The sequence below is a fragment of the Paenibacillus sp. FSL H7-689 genome (assembly GCF_000517905.1).
In the GTDB taxonomy this organism is placed as follows: Bacteria; Bacillota; Bacilli; order Paenibacillales; family Paenibacillaceae; genus Paenibacillus; species Paenibacillus amylolyticus.
In genome coordinates, this window is the sequence record NZ_ASPU01000021.1 from 45,802 (window position 1) to 66,146 (window position 20,345).

The following is a 20,345-nucleotide window of genomic DNA, read 5'->3' on the forward strand; positions in this document are numbered from 1 at the left end:
AGTCTGCGTTAATCAGTCCAAGGACCGATTGCTTTGCAGCAAAACTTCCGATTGCGGATGAATTTGCAGAGATGAACGGTATTCCACTGTACCAATCCGGCAGCCAGGACCGATTTTTATTTTATCGCCACGGACAATCTCGGCCTCCGTATTCTCTAATTCAATGTCATCACCTTCGATAATCTGTGCCTTGAGAATTGATTTATTCCCCGTAAACAAGTCATTCAAACGGCCACTCTTCACCGAGATGATGGAACCACCCATTTCCTTGACCTCGGATGGACCCATGATTTTGAGTATGATGTGTTCAGCGCTGAGCATTCCCGCTATCGTCAAACGGCCGTTCAGCTTGATATTTTCCGCCTGACAATCCCCTGACAGATGAAGTTCACCGACCACTTTTATATGCTCAGCTTTGGCATGCAGGCCAGATGCCTGGATTCCATCCTCACCACCGTTGCTGGCCTCTCGCTCTGTCAGAGTCAGGGTTCCGGTAATTTTAATATCTGTGGATTCAAGCGATCCGTATATGACCGATGTACCCGTACATTTGAATCGATCACAAGATAGATTGTCGTTAAAGGACGCGTCCCCTACGACCTTGATCTTGCCGTACACGCCACCAGAAGAACTGCCATCACCAACGATGCTGATATCCATTTTTTTGTCCAATGAACGCCCCGGATTGTTATTCATGTCGATCCCATCCCTTTCTCTCCATATCCAAACTTTAAATTCGCTGACTGCTGCCCACCTTGGCATCCTGATCTACCTCAAGTTCACCTGAATACTCAACCAGTCTGATGTTACAGCCGCGACCGATAAAAATGTTACTCCCCCGAACAACGTCAGCTTCGGTATCTTCCAGCACAATCTCATCACCCTCAATTAAGGATGTCTTAAATGAAGGGGTCCCGCCCAGACCAATACTTTTCCAAAAGCCATTCTGTTGTTCCTTGCGACGAATATCGATACGCTCTCCGCCAATCTCTTTAGCCGAAGAAGATGTATGCAGCCTGATCTCCACTGTTCCCGCATTCAGTAAACCGCTGATCTTAATATTGCCCCGTACATTCAGGGACTCACATTGGACATCCCCTTCAATATCGATCACACCGCCAATATCAATTCGTTCCCCATCTACTCTTCCACGTACGGTACACTTTCCGTTCACTTCAAGTTCAGGGCTATGGAGATCTCCGTTAATCGTCGTCATGCCATCCACCCGAACACGAGAACTGGTCAGAGGTCCATTCAACGTGCACATGCCGTTAATCGCTGCACTCTCGGAGGTCAAAGCGCCGTGCATCTTCAATGTTCCATTCACTTCCATAGAGGTGCAGTCCAGGTTGCCGTTCACCTTAGCCATGCCATCAATAGATACACGGTGAAAATTCCCGCCTGCCGTTTGACTTATGCCTGCCACATTCAGATCATTCCGCTTATTCCGCTCTTCCATAGATGATCCTCTCCTTATCCCAATTTGAGTTTTAATTCTTCCATAAATGTTCCCATCGGCTGCCTAAGAACCACTTTCACACCATTGTCAAAATAAAACTCCGTTCCTGCTGTTACCAGCATGAATGAAGGAACACCCATCTTACGAATAAGCACGAGTTCGCTGGGTTTGCCTGTAAAACGATAATAATGTTCGGACATCACTTCGATCAGCAACGCACCCTCTTGCCGAGTAATATCTCCGCTCATTAACAGCTTATCAAGGACGTAGAGCATCATAATCTGCTCCAAAGCATACAGCGGTTGTTCTCGACCTGCTTCTTTTAACAGATCCAGCGAGATTTGTGAAACAATGTTTCGCTCTAATAGTTGCTGTGCAGACATCTCTACTTCACCCAACGTAGGTGAGAACACGTCTGCCAGCTCATCCAGCGATAATCCGTCTTTCATATTGAGAATCTTGTCAATGCGCAGTAAAATCTGTTGTTTGGGAAAAAAGGTCTCTTGTCCGGTGTAGGACGACTTCCGAATGAACCATTCTTCCGGAATGAGATTTTTCCGCTTCCAGCGGTATAACTGGCCGTATGAGATTCCTGTCAGGTCCAACAATTCTTTCTTGGAGATCAAATCATCCGTCATATATGGTCCCCCTTTTTATTGAAACGAGTGTAACATAACATTGTTACGTTGTAAACCAGATTGAAAAATCGATGATCAGATTACAGTTTTCCACTTTAACCACTGGTGTGAAATTCTTTGTTTTCTACTGTAGATCTTGTTATTGCAATGGAAGCGTAATGCGTATAACCTGTTACATATAAACACTTTGGAGGCCTAGGCATCCAATTTCCATCCCATCGTCTCATGTCAGAACACGTGGTTAACGAACTTATGAAAGGGGTTTCTTATACTCATGGCACTTATTAAATGTGATTTTTACTCGGATACGCTCGGGCTTAGCACCAGCATGCATGTCATTCTGCCGCAACAAACCCACAATCAGATCGGTATGGAGAATGTGACTGGCAAAGGACTGCACCCAACCCTGTACCTGCTGCACGGCCTGTCTGATGATGATTCCATCTGGCTGCGTCGGACTTCCATCGAACGTTATGTGGCCAACCTCGGGATCGCCGTTGTTATGCCACAGGTTCACCGCAGCTTCTATACAGATATGGTAGAAGGCGGACGTTATTGGAGCTTTATCAGTGAAGAACTGCCGGCACTTGCTCGTTCTTTCTTCCCACTCTCAGACCAACGGGAGGACAATTTCGTTGCCGGATTATCCATGGGTGGCTATGGGGCGTTCAAGCTGGCCCTTCGTAAACCAGATCAATATGCTGCAGCTGCCAGTTTGTCTGGAGCACTCGATATGTCTGCACATATGGATAGAAACGCATCCTCAGCATTGCAACAGACGGAGTTACAACGTATTTTCGGACCAGAGGTGGCAGGCACCGAGAATGATCTGATTCATCTGTTAAAAGAAAGACAATCTAGCGAAAGTCCTCGGCCTTTGCTCTACCAATGCTGCGGAACGGAAGATTTCCTGTATGAGGATAATCAAACCTTCCGTCAAGCCTGTGAACAGACGAACTTCGAACTGACATACGAGGAAGGGCCTGGTGAACATGAGTGGGGCTACTGGGATACCAAGATTCAGGATGTATTGAAATGGTTGCCTTTACAAAAGCGCGATTAGTGGAGAATTACAATGGAGCTACCGCGAGTAACTAAACTGGTACTCCGATAGTAGAACAACCTACCTTCCGTTCGCGGTTGAGTTCAATATATCTAGAGCACATCGCTGTACAACACAAAGAAGCAGGCCGTTGAGAACAAGTTCTCTGGCCTGCTTCTTTGTTGTACTGTTGTATCTGTAAGGGTACCTTATAGTAGCGGTGGTATTAACCGCGGTTCGTAATCCATTGCTCGGTGATCTCCAGTACCTTCTCACTGCGTCCAATCGCTTCAGCAACTTGACCCGAAGCTGTCCCGCCGTAAACATTACGAGCGTTCACTACCGCTTCCGGTTGCAACACATCATAGATCCGGTCATCAAACAGTGGTGAGAACTGACGGAATTCATCAATCGTCAGATCCAGCAAATACTTGCTGTTCTGGATGCAGTACAGCACCGTTTTACCAATCACTTCATGCGCCTGACGGAAAGGCAAGCCTTCTCCCACGAGGAAGTCGGCAATATCCGTAGCGTTGGAGAAATCCTGGTTGACCGCTTGACGCATCCGATCCTTGTTCACTGTCATTGTCGCGATCATTGGAGCAAACAGTTGCAGTGCACCCTCCAGCGTCGCTACTGTGTCAAACATACCTTCTTTGTCTTCCTGCATGTCTTTGTTGTATGCCAGTGGAAGAGATTTCAGTACCGTCAGCAAACCGATCAGGTTGCCGTACACACGTCCTGTTTTACCACGCACGAGTTCAGGAACGTCCGGGTTTTTCTTCTGTGGCATGATGCTGCTGCCTGTGCAGAATGCGTCGTCCAATTCCACAAAACCAAACTCCGTGCTGCTCCACAATACCAGCTCTTCACTCAGACGGGACAAGTGAGTCATGATCAGCGAAGCCGCCGCCAAGAACTCAACGATAAAGTCACGGTCACTTACTGCGTCCAGACTGTTCTCGTACACGCCATCAAAGCCCAGTTGTTCCGCGACAAAATGACGGTCAATCGGGAATGTTGTGCCCGCGAGCGCACCTGCGCCCAGTGGCAGGATGTTAATGCGTTTGTAGCTGTCCATCAGACGCTCCGCATCCCGTTGGAACATGGATACATACGCCATCAGGTGATGTGCGAACAGAATTGGCTGTGCCCGTTGAAGATGCGTATAACCCGGTACGATGGTATCTAGGTTATCTTTTGCTTGTCCAATCAGTGCTTCCTGCAAGGAATGCAGCATGCCTACAAATCCAACCACGCGTTCGCGCAGGTATAGGTGCATATCTGTTGCAACTTGATCGTTCCGGCTACGGCCTGTATGTAATTTACCGCCTACAGGACCAATCGTCTCGATCAGGTTTTTCTCAATATTCATGTGGATGTCTTCGTCCGATACGGAGAATTCCACTTCGCCCGCACGGATTTTGTGCAGAACGGTGATCAATCCTTCTTTGATCGTCTCTACATCTTCCGCCGGCAGAATGCCGCATTTGCCCAGCATCGTCACATGGGCCAGACTGCCCTGAATATCTTCCTCAGCCAAAGCCTTGTCAAAATTGATCGATGCCGTATATTCCTCAACCAAATGATTGGTTTGTTTTGTAAAACGTCCTCCCCACAACTTGCTCACAGTGAGTACTCCCCTTTCGCTCATGGACAAAGCCGCTCCTGCCAGATGTGCAAGAACGGCCTGCCTTGTCATTTATATTGATATAGCTCTATAGATGCAGGTTGAAATTAGTTTTTGTTTTGCTCCACGCCGGAGTTTACTTTCAAACGCAGTGCATTCAGGCGGATAAAGCCTGTTGCATCACCTTGATCGTAGGCTTGCGTTGGATCAGCTTCCATCGTTGCGATGTCCGGATTGTAGAGGCTGACAGGACTTTTCACGCCTGCGCCGATGATGTTGCCTTTGTACAGTTTCACACGAACTGTACCTGTAACGTTCTTCTGGCTTTCAGTCACCAGCGCTTGCAGCGCCAGACGTTCCGGTGCGAACCAGAAGCCGTTGTAAACGAGTGTGCTGTAACGTGTGATCAGGCTGTCACGCAGGTTCATCACTTCACGGTCCATCGTGATGGACTCCATTTTGCGATGTGCGGTGAACAAGATTGTTCCACCTGGTGTTTCGTATACGCCACGGCTCTTCATACCAACAAAACGGTTCTCAACCATATCTACACGGCCAATACCATGTTTGCCACCCAACTCGTTCAGTTGCTCCATCACTTGCAGTGGGCTCAAGCGCTCACCGTTCAGTGCAACACAGTCACCTTGTTCGAATTCCAGTTCAACATATTCCGCTTGATCTGGTGCATCTTCAGGTGCACTGCTCAGCAGGAACATGTCTTTGTTCTCGTCCACGCTTGGATCGAACCAAGGATCTTCGAGCACACCGCTCTCATAGCTGATATGCAGCAAGTTACGGTCTGTGGAGTATGGTTTAGCCGCAGAAGCGGTTACCGGAATACCATGTTTCTCAGCGTACGCGATCATCTCGGCACGTCCCGGGAATTGGTTACGGAATTCTTCCAGACGCCAAGGTGCAATTACGTTAATGTCTGGTGTCAGTGCAGCCGCGTTCAACTCAAACCGAACTTGGTCATTTCCTTTACCTGTAGCGCCGTGAGCGATGGCTGTAGCACCTTCTGCACGAGCGATGTCCACCATACGTTTAGCGATCAGTGGACGAGCAATACTTGTGCCAAGCAGGTATTGTCCTTCATAGAGGGCACCTGCCTGGAACATCGGATAGATGAAATCTTTTGCGAATTCATCGCGTAGATCGTCGATGTATACTTTGGAAGCGCCTGTTGCCAGTGCTTTTTCCTCCAAACCGTCCAATTCATCCTTTTGTCCAATATCCGCTGTGAAAGCGATAATCTCTGCATCATATGTTTCTTTCAACCATTTCAAAATTACAGATGTGTCCAACCCGCCTGAATACGCGAGTACAATTTTTTCCTTAGCCATGTTCAATGGTCCTCCCCAAGATCAGTTAAGTTAAACAGAGCCTTCATACACTGAATCCTACGAGCCAGAAAACCCTTCCGATCACTGTTATCCCCAGATTTTTTCATCCCTTTATGATAAAGGGTAAAATCCGGGGATAAAGGCGACCGCTTCGCTTCTTCAGGCTTTTTCTGTCTCTTCGTTTTTGTGTATGCTTCTTGTTTAATTAACTTTTTAAAGTACATTATAGATGAATCTATCATCGCGAAATCTGCGCCTAAAATCAACCCATAAAGGCAAATAGCATCTATTCGCTCATTAACGCAGCCATTAATGCTTTCTGTGCATGCAAGCGATTCTCCGCCTGATCAAAGATCAGAGAGTTCGGTCCGTCAATTACACCGGCACTCACTTCTTCGCCGCGGTGTGCTGGCAGACAGTGCAAGAACATGTAGTCCGGCTTCGCGCCTTTCATCAGTTCCTCGTCCACTTGATATGCCGCAAATGCCTGCTCCCGAATCTTCTGCTCTTCTTCAAAGCCCATGCTAGCCCATACATCCGTGTACACGATATCTGCATCTTTCGCCGCTTCCTGTGCACTGTACGTTACAGTTACTTCAGAACCGCTCTCCTGTGCGATAATGCGCGCCTGCTCCACAACTGCGCTATCCGGCTCATAACCTTCTGGCGTTGCTACAGCAACATGCATACCCATCTTCGCTGCACCGAGCATCAGGGAGTGTGCCATATTGTTGCCATCTCCGATGTAGGCCATTTTCAGACCTGCCAGCTTGCCTTTTTGCTCCAGCACCGTTTGGAAGTCTGCCAGTACCTGACAAGGATGCGCTGCATCGCTCAGGCCGTTAATGACCGGAACATCCGCATGCTCTGCCAGTTCAGTTACATTATGGTGTCCAAAGGTACGGATCATGATGCCGTCCAGGTAACGGGACAATACTTTGGCTGTATCATGTGTTGTTTCCCCGCGACCCAGCTGGATATCATTTTTGCTCAGGAAGAGCGCGTGTCCGCCCAATTGGAACATACCCACTTCAAAGGATACACGCGTACGTGTGGATGATTTTTCAAAAATAAGTCCGATCGTTTTGCCTTTCAACGGTTGAAAAGGTACACCGCTTTTTTGCTTACCTTTAATCTCAATCGCGAGATCAAGCAGATAACGAATTTCCTCTGCTGTGTAGTCCGTGAATTCGATAAAATCCCGGCCTCTCAAATCAATCTTCTGAATCTTTTCCGTCTGTTGTGCTGTCATGTATAATGTCCTCCTTATTTCCGGTTCCCTGCACCCGCATGGGCAGAAGAGAGAGCAAAATTGACACTTTGTCTTGGTGCTTCTCAAGTTTATTCTTTTCCGCCTTCTGCAAGTTTCACCGCGCGGCTACAGGGATTCATCATCTCGTTCTGCTTCGAGGCCGGTAATGGCCCCGAGACAGAAAGGTTCTCATTTTTAGGTTAGGCTTTCGCCGCTACGTGCTCTTCGATCAATGTGGCTACCAGCGATACGGCCTCGTCGATCTCTTCTTTGCTCACATACAGGTTCGGAAGCAAACGAATCACATTTGGTCCTGCAGAGACAAACAAGATACCTCGTTTTTGCCCAGCAAGCACAATATCACCTACCGGCTCAGCACATTCAATACCGACTAACAATCCCAAACCACGAACTTGCTTCACAAAGGAATTACCCGCCAAACGATTCCGCAGGGAGCTCATCAGGTATTCACCCATCTCCGCTGCGCGCTCTGGCAAGCGATCTTCCAGCATTGTTTCGATTGTTGCTATCACAACGGATGAAGCAAGTGGTGTTCCGCCAAATGTTGTCGCATGGCTACCTGGCGTGAACGCATCCCGCAGGAAACCTTTACCCAGCATTGCGCCTACAGGGAAACCACTGCCGATACCTTTGGCAACGGTGAACACGTCTGGCTCAATGCCATAATGTTCGTGTGCGAATAGTTTGCCTGTACGTCCCATTCCCGTTTGTACTTCATCAACAATGAGCAACAATCCGTGCTCGTCACACAATTTCCGTACATGTTTGACGAATTCCGGTTCAACCGGATATACACCACCCTCGGCCTGAACCATTTCCAGCATAATAGCTGCTGTGTTGGGTCCAATTGCCGCTTCAAGGGCAGGGATATCATGCAAAGGTACAGTTACAAATCCGGCTGGCAATGGCAAAAATCCTTCTTTCACCTTATCCTGTCCGGTTGCTGTCAGTGTAGCGAGTGTCCGTCCATGGAAGGACTGGGCAAATGTGATCACTTCATAGCGATCTGTACCCTTCACCTTTTGGTGATAACGACGTGCTACTTTAATAGCTGCTTCGTTCGCTTCGGCACCACTGTTGCAGAAGAACACTGCATCAGCGCATGTATTGGCTGTCAGCAATGCTGCTGCTTTCTCCTGGCCTGGAATCTGGAACAGGTTGGACACATGCCACAACTCATCAATCTGAGCTTTCAGCTTGGCTCCAACTTTCTCCGGTGCATGGCCCAGGCTAGTTACAGCGAGTCCGCACATAAAATCGAGATAACGGTTGCCCTGGTCATCCCACAACCAGCTGCCTTTACCTTTGACCAGACTGATTGGATAACGCGCATACGTTTGGAAAAGCGAGCTTTCCGTCTGTGCCGCTGCACCTGTTGCTGTTGCGCCCGCTACCGCTGTGCCAGAACCTGGCTGTTCGTTGCCTTTTGCCATGACCATATCACTCCTTATTGGTTGGTGCACGCCTAAGGTGAATAACACATAACACTAAACCTCTTCGATTGCAGTCCATCTTCCGAACGTATGCATACTTCCACTTCGATGACAGAACAACCTTCCGATCGCTGTTATCCCCGGATTTCTTTGATTAATTGTTTAAAGGTGGAAATCCGGGGATAAAGGCGCACGCTTCGCTTCTTCAGGTTATTTCTGTCCTCTCCGTTCTTGCGTCTTTTCTTCAGATTGGTCTGCACTCTTCCGTTATCGCGTTATGCCCAGATTCACAAAAAATCGTGCACATATTTTTATATATAATATAAGGCTATTAAGACCCTAGCGCATCGAGAGCAAATTATTGCATACGGATGATTCTTGTTCCGATGATTTCTCCGCCGAGCACTCGGCTCAGGATTTGGGGTTCGCTGCCGTCTACGATGACGACCTCACGTACTTGACCATGAATACAAGCGATAGCTGCACGCACTTTGGGAATCATGCCGCCATAGATTTCTCCAGTCTGGATCATGTCCTCAATCTCTTGTACAGATACGGATGGCAGTACTTTTTTCTCGCTGCCTACGTTCTTCATGATGCCAGGAACGTCTGTCACGACAATCATCCGGCTTACGCCGAGATGAGATGCCACTGCACCCGCAGCTGTATCTGCGTTAATGTTGTAGCGTTGTCCAGTTGCATCTACGCCAACCGGTGCGATAACCGGCATGTATCCCATGTTCACGATACCTTGGATAATCTCTGCGTTCACACCAGTGACATCACCTACCCAACCGATCTCTGCGTGGTTCGATACGGGCTTCGCCTGAATCAGACCTCCATCGACGCCGGACAAGCCTAGTGCACGGCCGCCCACACGCTGAATCAGGCGCACGATCTGTTTGTTGATGCTACCCGCCAGGACCATCTCCACTACGTCCAGCACAGGTTCAGTCGTTTTGCGCAGGCCGTTAACGAATTCGGTTTCGATACCAAGCTTCGCCAGGTTATCCGAGATCGCAGGACCTCCGCCATGCACGATTACCGGCTGTGTGCCCTGAGACTGCAGATCACGCAGATCCGCAAAGAAAGACTCGGGCAATGCTGCCAGCGTGCTGCCTCCACATTTCATGACAAACATCTGTTTCTCTGTGCTCGCTTCCGTTGCGGTACTCTCGTTTGGCATTATTGAATTCATGAGGGCAAGCTCCTATCATAGTAAAAATTATATTCAAAAAAATATAACACTTTTATAAGGTGACGAAGGCTGGTAGGAGTCCATTCCGAATTCGGATTGTTCTTTCGATCGCTGTTGTCTCCAGGTTTCTTGAATTATCCCTATATAGGGGAACACCCGGAGACAAAGGCGACCGCTCCGCTTCTGCAGAATCAATTCCGTCTTCTCCATTACTATCGCTATATGTCCAACACCAAACAACAAGTTTAAATTTCATTGATAATTTTTGAAACATCTCACGAAACAGCTTCACAATAGAAGACAGCTGTTTCGCAAAACCTTTACCCCAAAGGTTTATTACGTGCGGTATGCGGCGTTAATTCGTACGTAGTCATACGTCAGGTCACAGCCCCAGGCTGTTGCTGTTCCTTCGCCGTGGTGCAAATCCACCACGATGCGAACTGTATCGGTCTGCAAATAGGCCAATGCTGCTTCTTCGTCAAACACGACCGGGCGGGACTGTGCGAGTACGGAGATATCTCCCAAACGAATATCTACCGTATCCGGGTTCACCGGCTGTCCTGCACGCCCTACGGCTGCAATAATCCGTCCCCAGTTGGCGTCTGCGCCAAACATGGCGGATTTCACCAGACTGGAACCGATGACAGTTTTCGCGATTGCTTGCGCGGAATCATCACTTACCGCACCTGTAACTTCTACCTCAACCAGTTTGGTTGCTCCTTCGCCATCGCGAGCAATGGCTTTGGCCAGCACTTGGCATACATAGGTGAATCCAGCTGCAAAAGCATCCCAATCCGGGTGCTCCATCGTCAGCTCTTCATTGCCTGCATATCCACTAGACATCGCTACCAGCATGTCGTTTGTACTTGTATCCCCATCGACTGTAATCATGTTGAATGTATGATTCGTTGCCTGACGCAACAGGCGCTGCAACGCTTCTGCACCAATGACCGCGTCAGAGGTCATGAAAGCGAGCATTGTCGCCATATTCGGATGAATCATACCCGAGCCTTTGGCGGCTCCCGCAATCGTAACCGTCTTGCCGTTAACCAGAACGGAGACGCAAGCTTCCTTTTTCACCAAATCCGTTGTCAGAATCGCTTGTGAAAATTGCTCCGCCTCATTCGACTCCTTGCCCATATGCGCTGGAAGACCAGTAATGCCTAAATGTACAGCATCCATTTTGAGCAATTCACCAATGACACCTGTGGATGCCACAGCCACGTCCTCTTCTGCCACACCCAACTCACGCGCAGCCGCCGAACGCATCGCATAAGCATCTTCTTCCCCTTGTTGCCCTGTACATGCATTAGCATTACCACTGTTAACGATAACAGCCTGAAGGCGTCCATTGCTCAAGCTTTCGCGCGTTACTTTGAGTGGTGCCGCTTGAAACACGTTCGTTGTGTATACAGCAGCAGCTGTAGCCGGTACATCACATCGGATCGCTCCGATGTCATTGCGAGATGTCTTTTTCAATCCGCAGTGAAGTCCACCAGCAGTGAATCCCTCAGGGGTTACAATTGTTCCGTTCTCAACCACGGTAAAAGTCTGTTGCTCCACATTCGTTCCCATATCATATCCCCCGTATGCGTTCAGCTATATGCTGATGATCGCCTGCTTAACCTGATCCGTTCTCCCTAGAAGACTCTGAGAGAGAGCACTCTTACACCGAATGTCCCAGTGCTCCTCCTGAATTCCAATCCCTTATGGATATACCGGTGTCATGTTCAGCCCGAGGTTCTCCTCCCATCCCATCATCAGGTTCATATTTTGAATCGCTTGCCCGGAAGCACCCTTCACCAGGTTGTCGATGACCGAAATAATCGTTAAACGCCCTGTGCGAGGATCCACCGCAAATCCGATATCACAATAGTTGGATCCGTACACTTCTTTGGTAGAAGGCCAGATGCCCGGTTCACGTACACGTACGAAAGGTCGGTTCTCATAATATTTGCGGTACAAATCCACGATCTCCCGGTCGCTGTGTTCCCCAACGAGGTTTGCATACATCGTACTCATAATTCCACGTGTCATTGGCACCAGATGTGTTGTGAAGGTAACTGTAACAGGCGTTCCCGTTATATTGCCAAGCACTTGTTCGATCTCGGGAATATGTTGATGTTTATTCAGTTTATAGGCTTTGAGATTCTCGTTCATCTCTGCATAATGGTACGACAGATGGGTTCCACGTCCTGCACCGGATACGCCCGATTTGGCATCAATAATAATAGTTGAAGGATCAATCCAGCCTGCCTCTACTGCAGGGATCAGTCCAAGAAGTGTAGCCGTTGGATAACAACCTGGGTTGGATATAAAATTCTGCCCCTTCACTTCTTCGCCATACACCTCAGCCATGCCGTATACCGCTTGTTCCAGCAAATCAGCTGGAGGCGCCGGATGTTTGTACCACTCTTCGTACACTGTTCCATCCTTAAGTCTGAAATCGCCAGACAGGTCAATCACCTTAAGTCCTGCTGCCAGCAGGCTTGGTACGAGCTTAGCACTTACGCCGGACGGGGTCGCTGTGAATACCAGATCCGCACGACTCGCAATTTCAGCCGGATCTACACCGTCGAGTGGCCTGTGAATCACGCCCGTCAAATGCGGAAATCCATCTGCGATGGACTCACCACTGCTCGATGATGAGATCACCGATGTGATTTCAACCAGCGGATGGTTCTGGAAAAAACGAATCAGCTCCACCCCGCCGTAGCCGGTGGAACCGACGATTGCTACTTTTAATTTGTTATTCACTCTCGCTCCCCCAATCTCGATGTATGCGCTACTTGTGCTATGTCCTTGCCTGAAGGATACTTGAACACAGCAATTCCGTCGCTTATATGCATATTTGTGTATTATTATACGACTCTGGTTATATAAATACAACACTCTATCATCAATTTCACATGGATTTTCATCCAATCCGAACATATCTTTTTTTCTCATCCGGGACGAATAGGTATACATCTGTTAAAATACGTATTAGTAGGAAACATTACAATCAGGGTCTCATTCATAACTAACCTGCTATCAAGGACATATGAATAGATTCATGATGGTCATTATGAGACGTGGGGGACTATAGTGCATATCGAATCCATTTTACTTATTGTACTCCTTGGCCTGAATATTATTTTTGCCGCAGCAGTCGTTTTCTTCGAACGGAAGGATGCCAGCGCTTCCTGGGCTTGGCTGCTCGTCTTGAACTTTATTCCGGTGTTTGGGTTTGTACTTTATCTTTTAACCGGTCAGAACCTGACCCGATATCGGCTTTTCCAGTGGAAAGAACGTAAGAAGCTCGGTCTTGAGGAACGTATTGAAGCCCAGCTCATGCAGCTACACGATAATCGCACCCCTTTCCGCAACCAAGCAACCGAGACTAGCCAGGATATGATCTATATGAACCTGAAGCAGAACGGAGCTCTGGTGACGGAAGATAATGCGGTCGAGATCATTACGGATGGAACAGATAAATTCCAGCGGCTCTTGGACGACATCGAAGCGGCTCAGGATCACGTGCACGTACAATACTACATTTATAGAGGCGACCGTCTGGGCAAAAGAATTCGAGATGCACTCATCCGCAAAGCGCGGGAAGGCATCAAAGTTCGTTTACTGTATGACGCGCTCGGATCACGGCGGGTATCAAAACGCTTTTTCAAAGAATTGCGCGAAGCAGGCGGTTTGGTTGAAGTCTTTTTCCCATCCAAATTCAGTCTGATCAACTTACGTATGAACTACCGGAACCACCGTAAGATTGTCATCATCGATGGTAACTTGGGGTACACGGGCGGATTTAACGTTGGAGATGAGTATCTTGGCTTGAACTCGAAATTCGGTTACTGGCGTGACACACATCTGCGTATTCAGGGGAATGCCGTTCATGCGCTGCAGACCCGTTTTCTCTTGGATTGGAATGAAGCGTCCAAGCAACACGACACACCTTATGTTCCGGCGCATTTCCCTCATATTGAGGGTACAGGAAAGATTGCCATGCAGATTGTCTCCAGTGGACCGGATGCAGAGACTGAACATATCAAGAACAGTTATCTTAAGATGATTAACGGGGCCAAACAATCGATTCTGATTCAAACGCCTTATTTTATCCCGGATGCCAGTGTATTCGAAGCTATTCGTCTCGCGTGTCTGTCCGGCATAGATGTTCGCATCATGATTCCAAATAAACCCGACCACGCCTTTGTATATTGGGCTACGTTATCTTATATTGGTGAGTTGCTAAAAGTGGGCGCCAAAGTATTTATATATGATAATGGCTTCATTCATGCCAAAACACTTATCATTGACAGTTTGGTTGCATCCGTGGGAACCGCCAATATTGACTACCGCAGTTTCCGGTTAAACTTTGAGGTTAACGCCTTTATGTATGATGAAGCGATTGCGACAGCACTTGTACAAACCTTTGAGCACGACCTGCATGTATCGCGGGAAATGACGCTCGATGAATACCAAAAACGTAGTCTCATTATCCGCTTCAAAGAAGCCATTTCCCGTCTGCTATCTCCGATTTTGTAGTGGTGGCACTCCGATGACAGAACATCCTTCCGATCGCTGTTATCCCCAGATTTTTTTGATTCCCTATTCTAAAGGGGAAAATCCGGGGATAAAGGCGAACGTTCCACTTCTTCAGGATATTTCTGTCCTCTCCGTTATGTGAAATGTTAAGTTGAACTTTTAATAATAGAAAAGCAGGTACTCCCTCTCCGTTATTTCAGAGGAGGGCGTACCTGCTTTTTTTCTTAAATTTTCAAACTTATGAGCCTATATTGGCTCACTCATTATATTTCCAACCAGTTCACACATGCTCTCCCCGCTTAAAACCTTCACCAAGCACTTCATGCGCGTTACTGATAATGACAAAAGCTCCCGGGTCCACAGACCGGATCAATGCCTTGAGTCTTGGCACTTCATTTTGCCCAACCACTACCATCAGTACGGTTCGTTGGTCGTCGGTGTAACCGCCTTTTGCCTCCAGCTTTGTTAATCCACGATCCAAGTCATCCAGAATCACTTTGCTAATCGCTTCGGTCTGGTTGGAGATAATATAAGCCACCTTGGAAAAGCCCAGCCCCATCTCAACAGCATCGATCACTTTACCAGTAACATACAACCCAATTAGTGCATAGAGAGACTGCTCCAATGACAACACAAATGCAGCCATAATAATAACGGTAGCATCCATGATGACTACACACAATGAGTAACTCAGTCCACTGTATTTCTGTACGATTCTGGCAAGAATGCTCATTCCACCTGTTGATCCTCTACCTCGGTATACAATTCCAATCCCTAAACCAACGCCAATCCCACCATACAGTGAACCAAGTAGCGGATTCGTTGTTGGAATGGCCCAATCCTTCGTGAGATAGACTAACAGTGGCAGGACAATACTGCCCAATACCGAGCGAACACCATACTGCTTGCCAATGAGCAGGAAACCCGCAATCAAAAGTGGGATATTAATTGCCCATTGGGTATATGCCGGCTCCCAATTAAGCCATTCCTTGCCCAGAATTGATAACCCGGACACCCCACCCGAAGCGATCTGATTTGGTAATAAAAATAAATTAAAGGCCACTGCAATTAAAAACGAACCTACAATGATAGATACCGTATCCACGACGTTTCTCCATGGACCATTGAGTGGAATGAGGCTAGTTATCCTCTTTTTGCGATTATTGTGAAGTTGTGATCGTTGTTGCATGTTCTCGTGCTCTCCTTTTATGTGACTGATCAGTTGTTCGCTCATTTTTTCTATCCTATAAAATTATTCAAAAAAAAGCTCCCGTATACACCAGCATACGCCTACACGTATGGGTCCATACAGGAACTTATATTAATCGGTTTCTACTTTAATCTGGCTACGCAAATAACCATCGATGAATGCATCGAGGTCGCCGTCCATTACTGCCCCTGTGTTTCCAGTCTCTACGCTTGTACGGTGATCCTTTACCATACTATAGGGATGGAACACATAGGAGCGAATCTGGCTACCCCATGAAATATCCGACTGATCTCCTCGGATTTCATCCAGCTGTTGTTTTTGCTCTTCAATTTTACGCTCATACAATTTCGAACGAAGCATCTTCATCGCCCGCTCACGGTTCTTGATCTGTGAACGTTCATTCTGACACGTTACAACTACACCTGTCGGAAGGTGGGTAATCCGCACGGCTGAGTCGGTGGTATTGATATGCTGTCCACCCGCGCCACTCGCACGGTAGGTATCAATCTTGAGATCCTCTGTTCGAATGTCCAATTCAATCGTATCATCAATCTCAGGAACCACATCACATGATACGAAGGACGTATGTCTACGGCCCGATGAGTCAAAAGGAGAGATCCGCACCAGTCGGTGTACACCCTTCTCGGCTTTCAGATAACCATAAGCATTGTGCCCCTTGATCGATAGCGTGACGCTCTTGATCCCCGCCTCATCTCCTGGCAGATAATCCAGCACCTCAACCTTGAAGCCACGCTTCTCGGACCAACGTGTGTACATCCGCAGTAACATTTGTCCCCAGTCCTGTGACTCGGTACCACCTGCGCCCGGATGAAGCTCTAGAATGGCATCCATCTTATCATACGGCTGGTTCAGGAGCAGCTGAAGTTCGAACTCTGCCACCTTGCTCACGATCGCTGTGACGCTTCTAGCGATCTCTGCAGCGAGGTCTTCGTCGCCTTCCTCGTCAGCCAGTTCTACCATCATCACCGCATCATCATAGTCCTGTTGGAGTTTGGTGTATTGATCCACAGATCCCTTCACCGCATTTAGCTCAGCGATTACGGATTGCGCCTTGTCACTATCATCCCAGAAATCCGGAGCAGACATCTTCACTTCGAAGTTGCCGATCATCTCTTGCTTCAGATCTAAGTCAAAGAGACCCCCTAAGGTTGGTTAGTTTCTTGCCTATTTCACGCAGGTCATGCTTCACGTTTGGATCGATCATGTGCAATTCCTCTTTTCATTAAGATAAGCTCCCCGCATCCAGGGCATTCCTCCAGATCAAGTATCCGATGCGTTACCCTGGTGTTGAGAATACTGTTGTATCAGTATATCTCTTCCCCGTGATCATGGTCATATTATTATAACTATGCACCATTAATCGGTTTTGCATCCTTCACTTCATCCTATGGAATACCCGGCTGCAAGGAGCCATTCATGTCATTCGTGTATAGAAAAAACCTCTAACTACTCTTGACCGTGGCAGTGTTTGAACTTCTTGCCACTACCGCATGGGCATGGATCGTTACGTCCGATTTGGTCAGAAACCTTCACTGGACGTTTCTCAGCAGGTTCACCGCTTGTCGAGATCTGACTTTCCTCAACAACCGCTTGACGCTCCTGATTGCTTTCGATCTGTGCTCTCATCACATAAGTGGCTACTTCTTCCTGGATCGAAGCAATCATCTGATGGAACATCTCGAAGCCTTCGAACTGGTACTCACGCAGTGGATCTGTACCACCGTAGGCGCGAAGGTGGATACCTTGACGCAATTGATCCATTGCATCAATATGATCCATCCACTTGCTGTCTACTGCACGGAGCACAACGACTTTTTCGAACTCACGAACCATCTCTTCGCCAATTCGCTCTTCACGTGCATTGTACTTGTTCTGAACTTTCGTGAACAGGAACTCGATGATCTCTTCTGCTTCCTTGCCCCACAGATCATCTTTTGTAACCGAACCATCATCCAGCAATTTGCTGTTCATGTAATCGGCAACTTCCTGCAGCTCCCAGTTCTCTGGAATATCATCACTGCAATGTGCTTCAACGATACGTTCAATGGAAGGTTTGATCATATCCATAACGATTTGTTTGATATTTTCGGACTCCAGTACCTCACGGCGCTGTTTATATATAATTTCACGTTGTTGGTTCATAACATCATCATATTGCAGAACGACTTTACGCACGTCAAAGTTGTTACCTTCAACACGCTTCTGCGCTGATTCTACTGCACGGGTAATCATCCGGCTCTCGATCGGTTGGTCTTCTTCAAAACCAAGGCGCTCCATCATGTTCAATACATTGTCTGCACCGAAACGTCTCATCAATTCATCGCCCAGTGACAGGTAGAATTGTGTTGAACCCGGGTCACCTTGACGTCCCGCACGACCACGCAGCTGATTATCAATCCGGCGTGATTCGTGACGCTCAGTACCGATGATATGAAGGCCGCCTACTTCAGCTACACCTTCACCCAAGATAATGTCCGTACCCCGTCCAGCCATGTTGGTTGCAATCGTTACTGCACCCGCTTGTCCAGCTCCTGTGATGATCTCTGCTTCTTCCGCGTGGTACTTGGCGTTCAGTACCTGGTGTTTGACACCACGGCGCTTAAGCATGTCAGACAGGCGTTCAGAGTTCTCAATGGACACTGTACCTACCAGAATCGGCTGATTCTTGCTGTGACGCGCCACGATCTCTTCTACAACGGCATTGAACTTGCCATCGATGCTCTTGTACACGACATCTGCCATGTCATCCCGCTTGTTTGGGCGGTTGGTTGGAATTTGCAGTACTTCGAGACCGTAGATTTTTTTAAACTCTTCTTCCTCGGTTTTCGCTGTACCCGTCATACCCGCAAGTTTACGGTACATCCGGAAATAGTTCTGGAAGGTAATCGTAGCAAGCGTCATGCTCTCGTTTTGTACTTCAATGCCTTCTTTGGCTTCAATCGCCTGGTGCAATCCATCACTGTAACGACGTCCAGACATCAGACGACCTGTGAATTCATCGACGATCATGACTTCCTCATCACTGACAACATAATCCACGTCACGACGCATGATTGCATTAGCTTTCAAGCCCTGTACAATGTGATGGTTGAGAGTTACATTGGCATGGTCATACAAGTTCTCGATACCAAATGCTTTCTCTGCTTTTGCCACGCCCGCCTCAGTCAACGCTACGGATTTCACCTTAATGTCTACCGTAAAGTCTTCTTCTGGCACCAAACGTTTCACAAAACGATCTGCTGCATAGTACATATCCGTCGACTTCTGAGCTTGTCCAGAGATAATGAGTGGCGTACGCGCCTCATCGACCAGGATGGAGTCTACTTCATCAATGATACAGAAGAACAATGGACGTTGTACCATTTGCTCTTTGTACAGAACCATGTTGTCACGCAGATAGTCAAATCCAAACTCGTTGTTCGTTCCGTACGTAATATCACATGCATATGCATGTTGTTTCAAAGCATGGTCCATACCGCTCAGGTTAACCCCTACCGACATGCCCATGAATTCATAGATTTGTCCCATTTCCTGGCTATCCCGCTGTGCCAAGTAGTCATTGACCGTGACCACGTGAACACCTTTGGACATCAACGCGTTCAGATATACCGGAAGTGTTCCTACCAGCGTTTTACCTTCACCGGTTTTCATCTCGGAAATACGGCCTTCATGCAGAGCGATACCACCCAGCATCTGTACATCGTAGTGGCGTTTGCCCAGTACACGGCGTGATGCCTCACGTACGGTTGCAAATGCCTCTGGAAGAAGCTCATCTGTTGTTTCTCCCTTTTCAATACGAGCACGGTATTCGTCCGTTTTACCTTTCAGTTGTTCATCAGACAACGCCTGAAATTGTGGTTCCAGTTTATTGATCACATCGACCGTCTTCATCAGACGTTTAACATCACGTTCATTCATGTCGCCGAAGATCTTTTTGACAAGTCCTAGCATGGTATACCCCTTTCGTGCAAAACAGAATAGACCCCCTGTTGCCGCCACGCGACACCATCGGATGGATATGCATCCACTTGCCCGGGGGTGACAAACAATATGATTTGAGCTTAATGAAGGTTACACTTCGTCAACTCAGTTGCCAGAATGTCCTTTCGATCGCTGTTATCCCCTGATTTCTTTTAAACTCTCTTCTCAGAGGGGGAAATCCGGGGATAAAGGCGAACGCTTCGCTTCTACAGATCATTTCCGCCCTCTTCGTCATCCGTGTAAAAATCAAATTCAAATCATATGCTAATAAGTAATATGATGAATCAACTCCAGGCTTGCCAAGGGTTCCTCATGAAGCTGATTCGGTATTCAAACGGATTCGGTTATTAAAAAGTAGCCGAAGCCCGAGCCTTGCGAATCATGTTCATGGTGCTGTGCCTGTCATTGATTATGATTAGCGATCATTCGTTGACAATTCCTCATCAGGACAATGATTCTCTTTGCATAAATTGTAACAGTTTGTAAGAGCCGCCGCAACACGCCACGGCACACTTCTTTGAACTTCTGAGACATATCAAACCGAGTTTAAGTGCAAAAAATCATAGTCGTTAGCGGAAGCG

At 47.7% G+C, this 20,345-nt stretch carries 15 protein-coding genes; 2 read left to right on the forward strand and 13 right to left on the reverse strand.

What is annotated here, in order from left to right; genetic code table 11:
- Nucleotides 1-12 precede the first annotated feature (12 nt).
- The 3 genes from C170_RS17715 to C170_RS17725 are packed head-to-tail and all read right to left on the reverse strand — an operon-like array spanning nucleotide 13 to nucleotide 2,097.
- On the reverse strand, nucleotides 13-696 hold the full coding sequence (locus C170_RS17715; RefSeq protein ID WP_036612422.1) for a hypothetical protein: 684 nt from the start codon (nucleotides 694-696) through the stop codon (nucleotides 13-15).
- A 34-nt stretch (nucleotides 697-730) separates the two neighbouring features.
- The gene (locus C170_RS17720; protein WP_036612425.1) at nucleotides 731-1,459 is read right to left on the reverse strand and encodes a polymer-forming cytoskeletal protein; all 729 of its coding nucleotides are present in this window, start codon (nucleotides 1,457-1,459) and stop codon (nucleotides 731-733) included.
- A gap of 14 nt (nucleotides 1,460-1,473) precedes the next feature.
- Nucleotides 1,474-2,097, reverse strand: a complete 624-nt coding sequence (locus C170_RS17725) for a YhbD family protein (RefSeq protein ID WP_036612427.1) — start codon at nucleotides 2,095-2,097, stop codon at nucleotides 1,474-1,476.
- A 274-nt stretch (nucleotides 2,098-2,371) separates the two neighbouring features.
- On the opposite strand from C170_RS17725, the gene C170_RS17730 reads away from it, so the two are divergent.
- Complete coding sequence (locus C170_RS17730) at nucleotides 2,372-3,160, forward strand: alpha/beta hydrolase (RefSeq protein ID WP_036612428.1); 789 nt, start codon at nucleotides 2,372-2,374, stop codon at nucleotides 3,158-3,160.
- 205 nt (nucleotides 3,161-3,365) lie between these two features.
- On the opposite strand, the gene argH is transcribed toward C170_RS17730, so the two are convergent.
- From argH to argC, 7 genes are all read right to left on the reverse strand, one after another.
- Nucleotides 3,366-4,769, reverse strand: coding sequence for an argininosuccinate lyase (gene argH, locus C170_RS17735; RefSeq protein WP_036612430.1), 1,404 nt, complete (start codon nucleotides 4,767-4,769; stop codon nucleotides 3,366-3,368).
- Nucleotides 4,770-4,876: 107 nt separating this feature from the next.
- Nucleotides 4,877-6,112, reverse strand: coding sequence for an argininosuccinate synthase (locus C170_RS17740; protein WP_036612433.1), 1,236 nt, complete (start codon nucleotides 6,110-6,112; stop codon nucleotides 4,877-4,879).
- Between the two features lie 286 nt (nucleotides 6,113-6,398).
- Entirely contained in the window at nucleotides 6,399-7,364 is a 966-nt protein-coding gene (gene argF / locus C170_RS17750) for an ornithine carbamoyltransferase (protein WP_036612439.1), read from the reverse strand.
- Between the two features lie 200 nt (nucleotides 7,365-7,564).
- Nucleotides 7,565-8,818, reverse strand: a complete 1,254-nt coding sequence (locus C170_RS17755) for an aspartate aminotransferase family protein (RefSeq protein ID WP_036612443.1) — start codon at nucleotides 8,816-8,818, stop codon at nucleotides 7,565-7,567.
- A 358-nt stretch (nucleotides 8,819-9,176) separates the two neighbouring features.
- On the reverse strand, nucleotides 9,177-10,016 hold the full coding sequence (gene argB, locus C170_RS17760; RefSeq protein ID WP_036612446.1) for an acetylglutamate kinase: 840 nt from the start codon (nucleotides 10,014-10,016) through the stop codon (nucleotides 9,177-9,179).
- A 336-nt stretch (nucleotides 10,017-10,352) separates the two neighbouring features.
- The gene (gene argJ / locus C170_RS17765; RefSeq protein WP_051447267.1) at nucleotides 10,353-11,591 is read right to left on the reverse strand and encodes a bifunctional glutamate N-acetyltransferase/amino-acid acetyltransferase ArgJ; all 1,239 of its coding nucleotides are present in this window, start codon (nucleotides 11,589-11,591) and stop codon (nucleotides 10,353-10,355) included.
- Nucleotides 11,592-11,723: 132 nt separating this feature from the next.
- Nucleotides 11,724-12,773, reverse strand: coding sequence for an N-acetyl-gamma-glutamyl-phosphate reductase (gene argC, locus C170_RS17770; protein ID WP_036612448.1), 1,050 nt, complete (start codon nucleotides 12,771-12,773; stop codon nucleotides 11,724-11,726).
- A gap of 330 nt (nucleotides 12,774-13,103) precedes the next feature.
- Here argC and cls point away from each other — a divergent pair, with 330 nt between their 5' ends.
- Nucleotides 13,104-14,552, forward strand: coding sequence for a cardiolipin synthase (gene cls / locus C170_RS17775; RefSeq protein WP_036612449.1), 1,449 nt, complete (start codon nucleotides 13,104-13,106; stop codon nucleotides 14,550-14,552).
- 280 nt (nucleotides 14,553-14,832) lie between these two features.
- Here cls and C170_RS17780 read toward each other — a convergent pair whose 3' ends face one another.
- The 3 genes from C170_RS17780 to secA all read right to left on the reverse strand — a co-directional run bounded on the left by C170_RS17780 (nucleotide 14,833) and on the right by secA (nucleotide 19,734).
- Nucleotides 14,833-15,741, reverse strand: coding sequence for a YitT family protein (locus C170_RS17780; protein ID WP_036612451.1), 909 nt, complete (start codon nucleotides 15,739-15,741; stop codon nucleotides 14,833-14,835).
- 132 nt (nucleotides 15,742-15,873) lie between these two features.
- Nucleotides 15,874-16,987, reverse strand: a protein-coding gene (gene prfB, locus C170_RS17785) for a peptide chain release factor 2 (RefSeq protein ID WP_155985092.1) whose coding sequence is annotated in 2 segments (ribosomal slippage) — nucleotides 15,874-16,914 and nucleotides 16,916-16,987 — 1,113 coding nt in all. Because the reading frame shifts where the segments join, the coding sequence is not laid out codon by codon here.
- Between the two features lie 242 nt (nucleotides 16,988-17,229).
- Nucleotides 17,230-19,734: a preprotein translocase subunit SecA gene (gene secA, locus C170_RS17790; protein WP_036612455.1), complete on the reverse strand. Its 2,505-nt coding sequence runs from the start codon at nucleotides 19,732-19,734 to the stop codon at nucleotides 17,230-17,232.
- Nucleotides 19,735-20,345 lie beyond the last annotated feature (611 nt).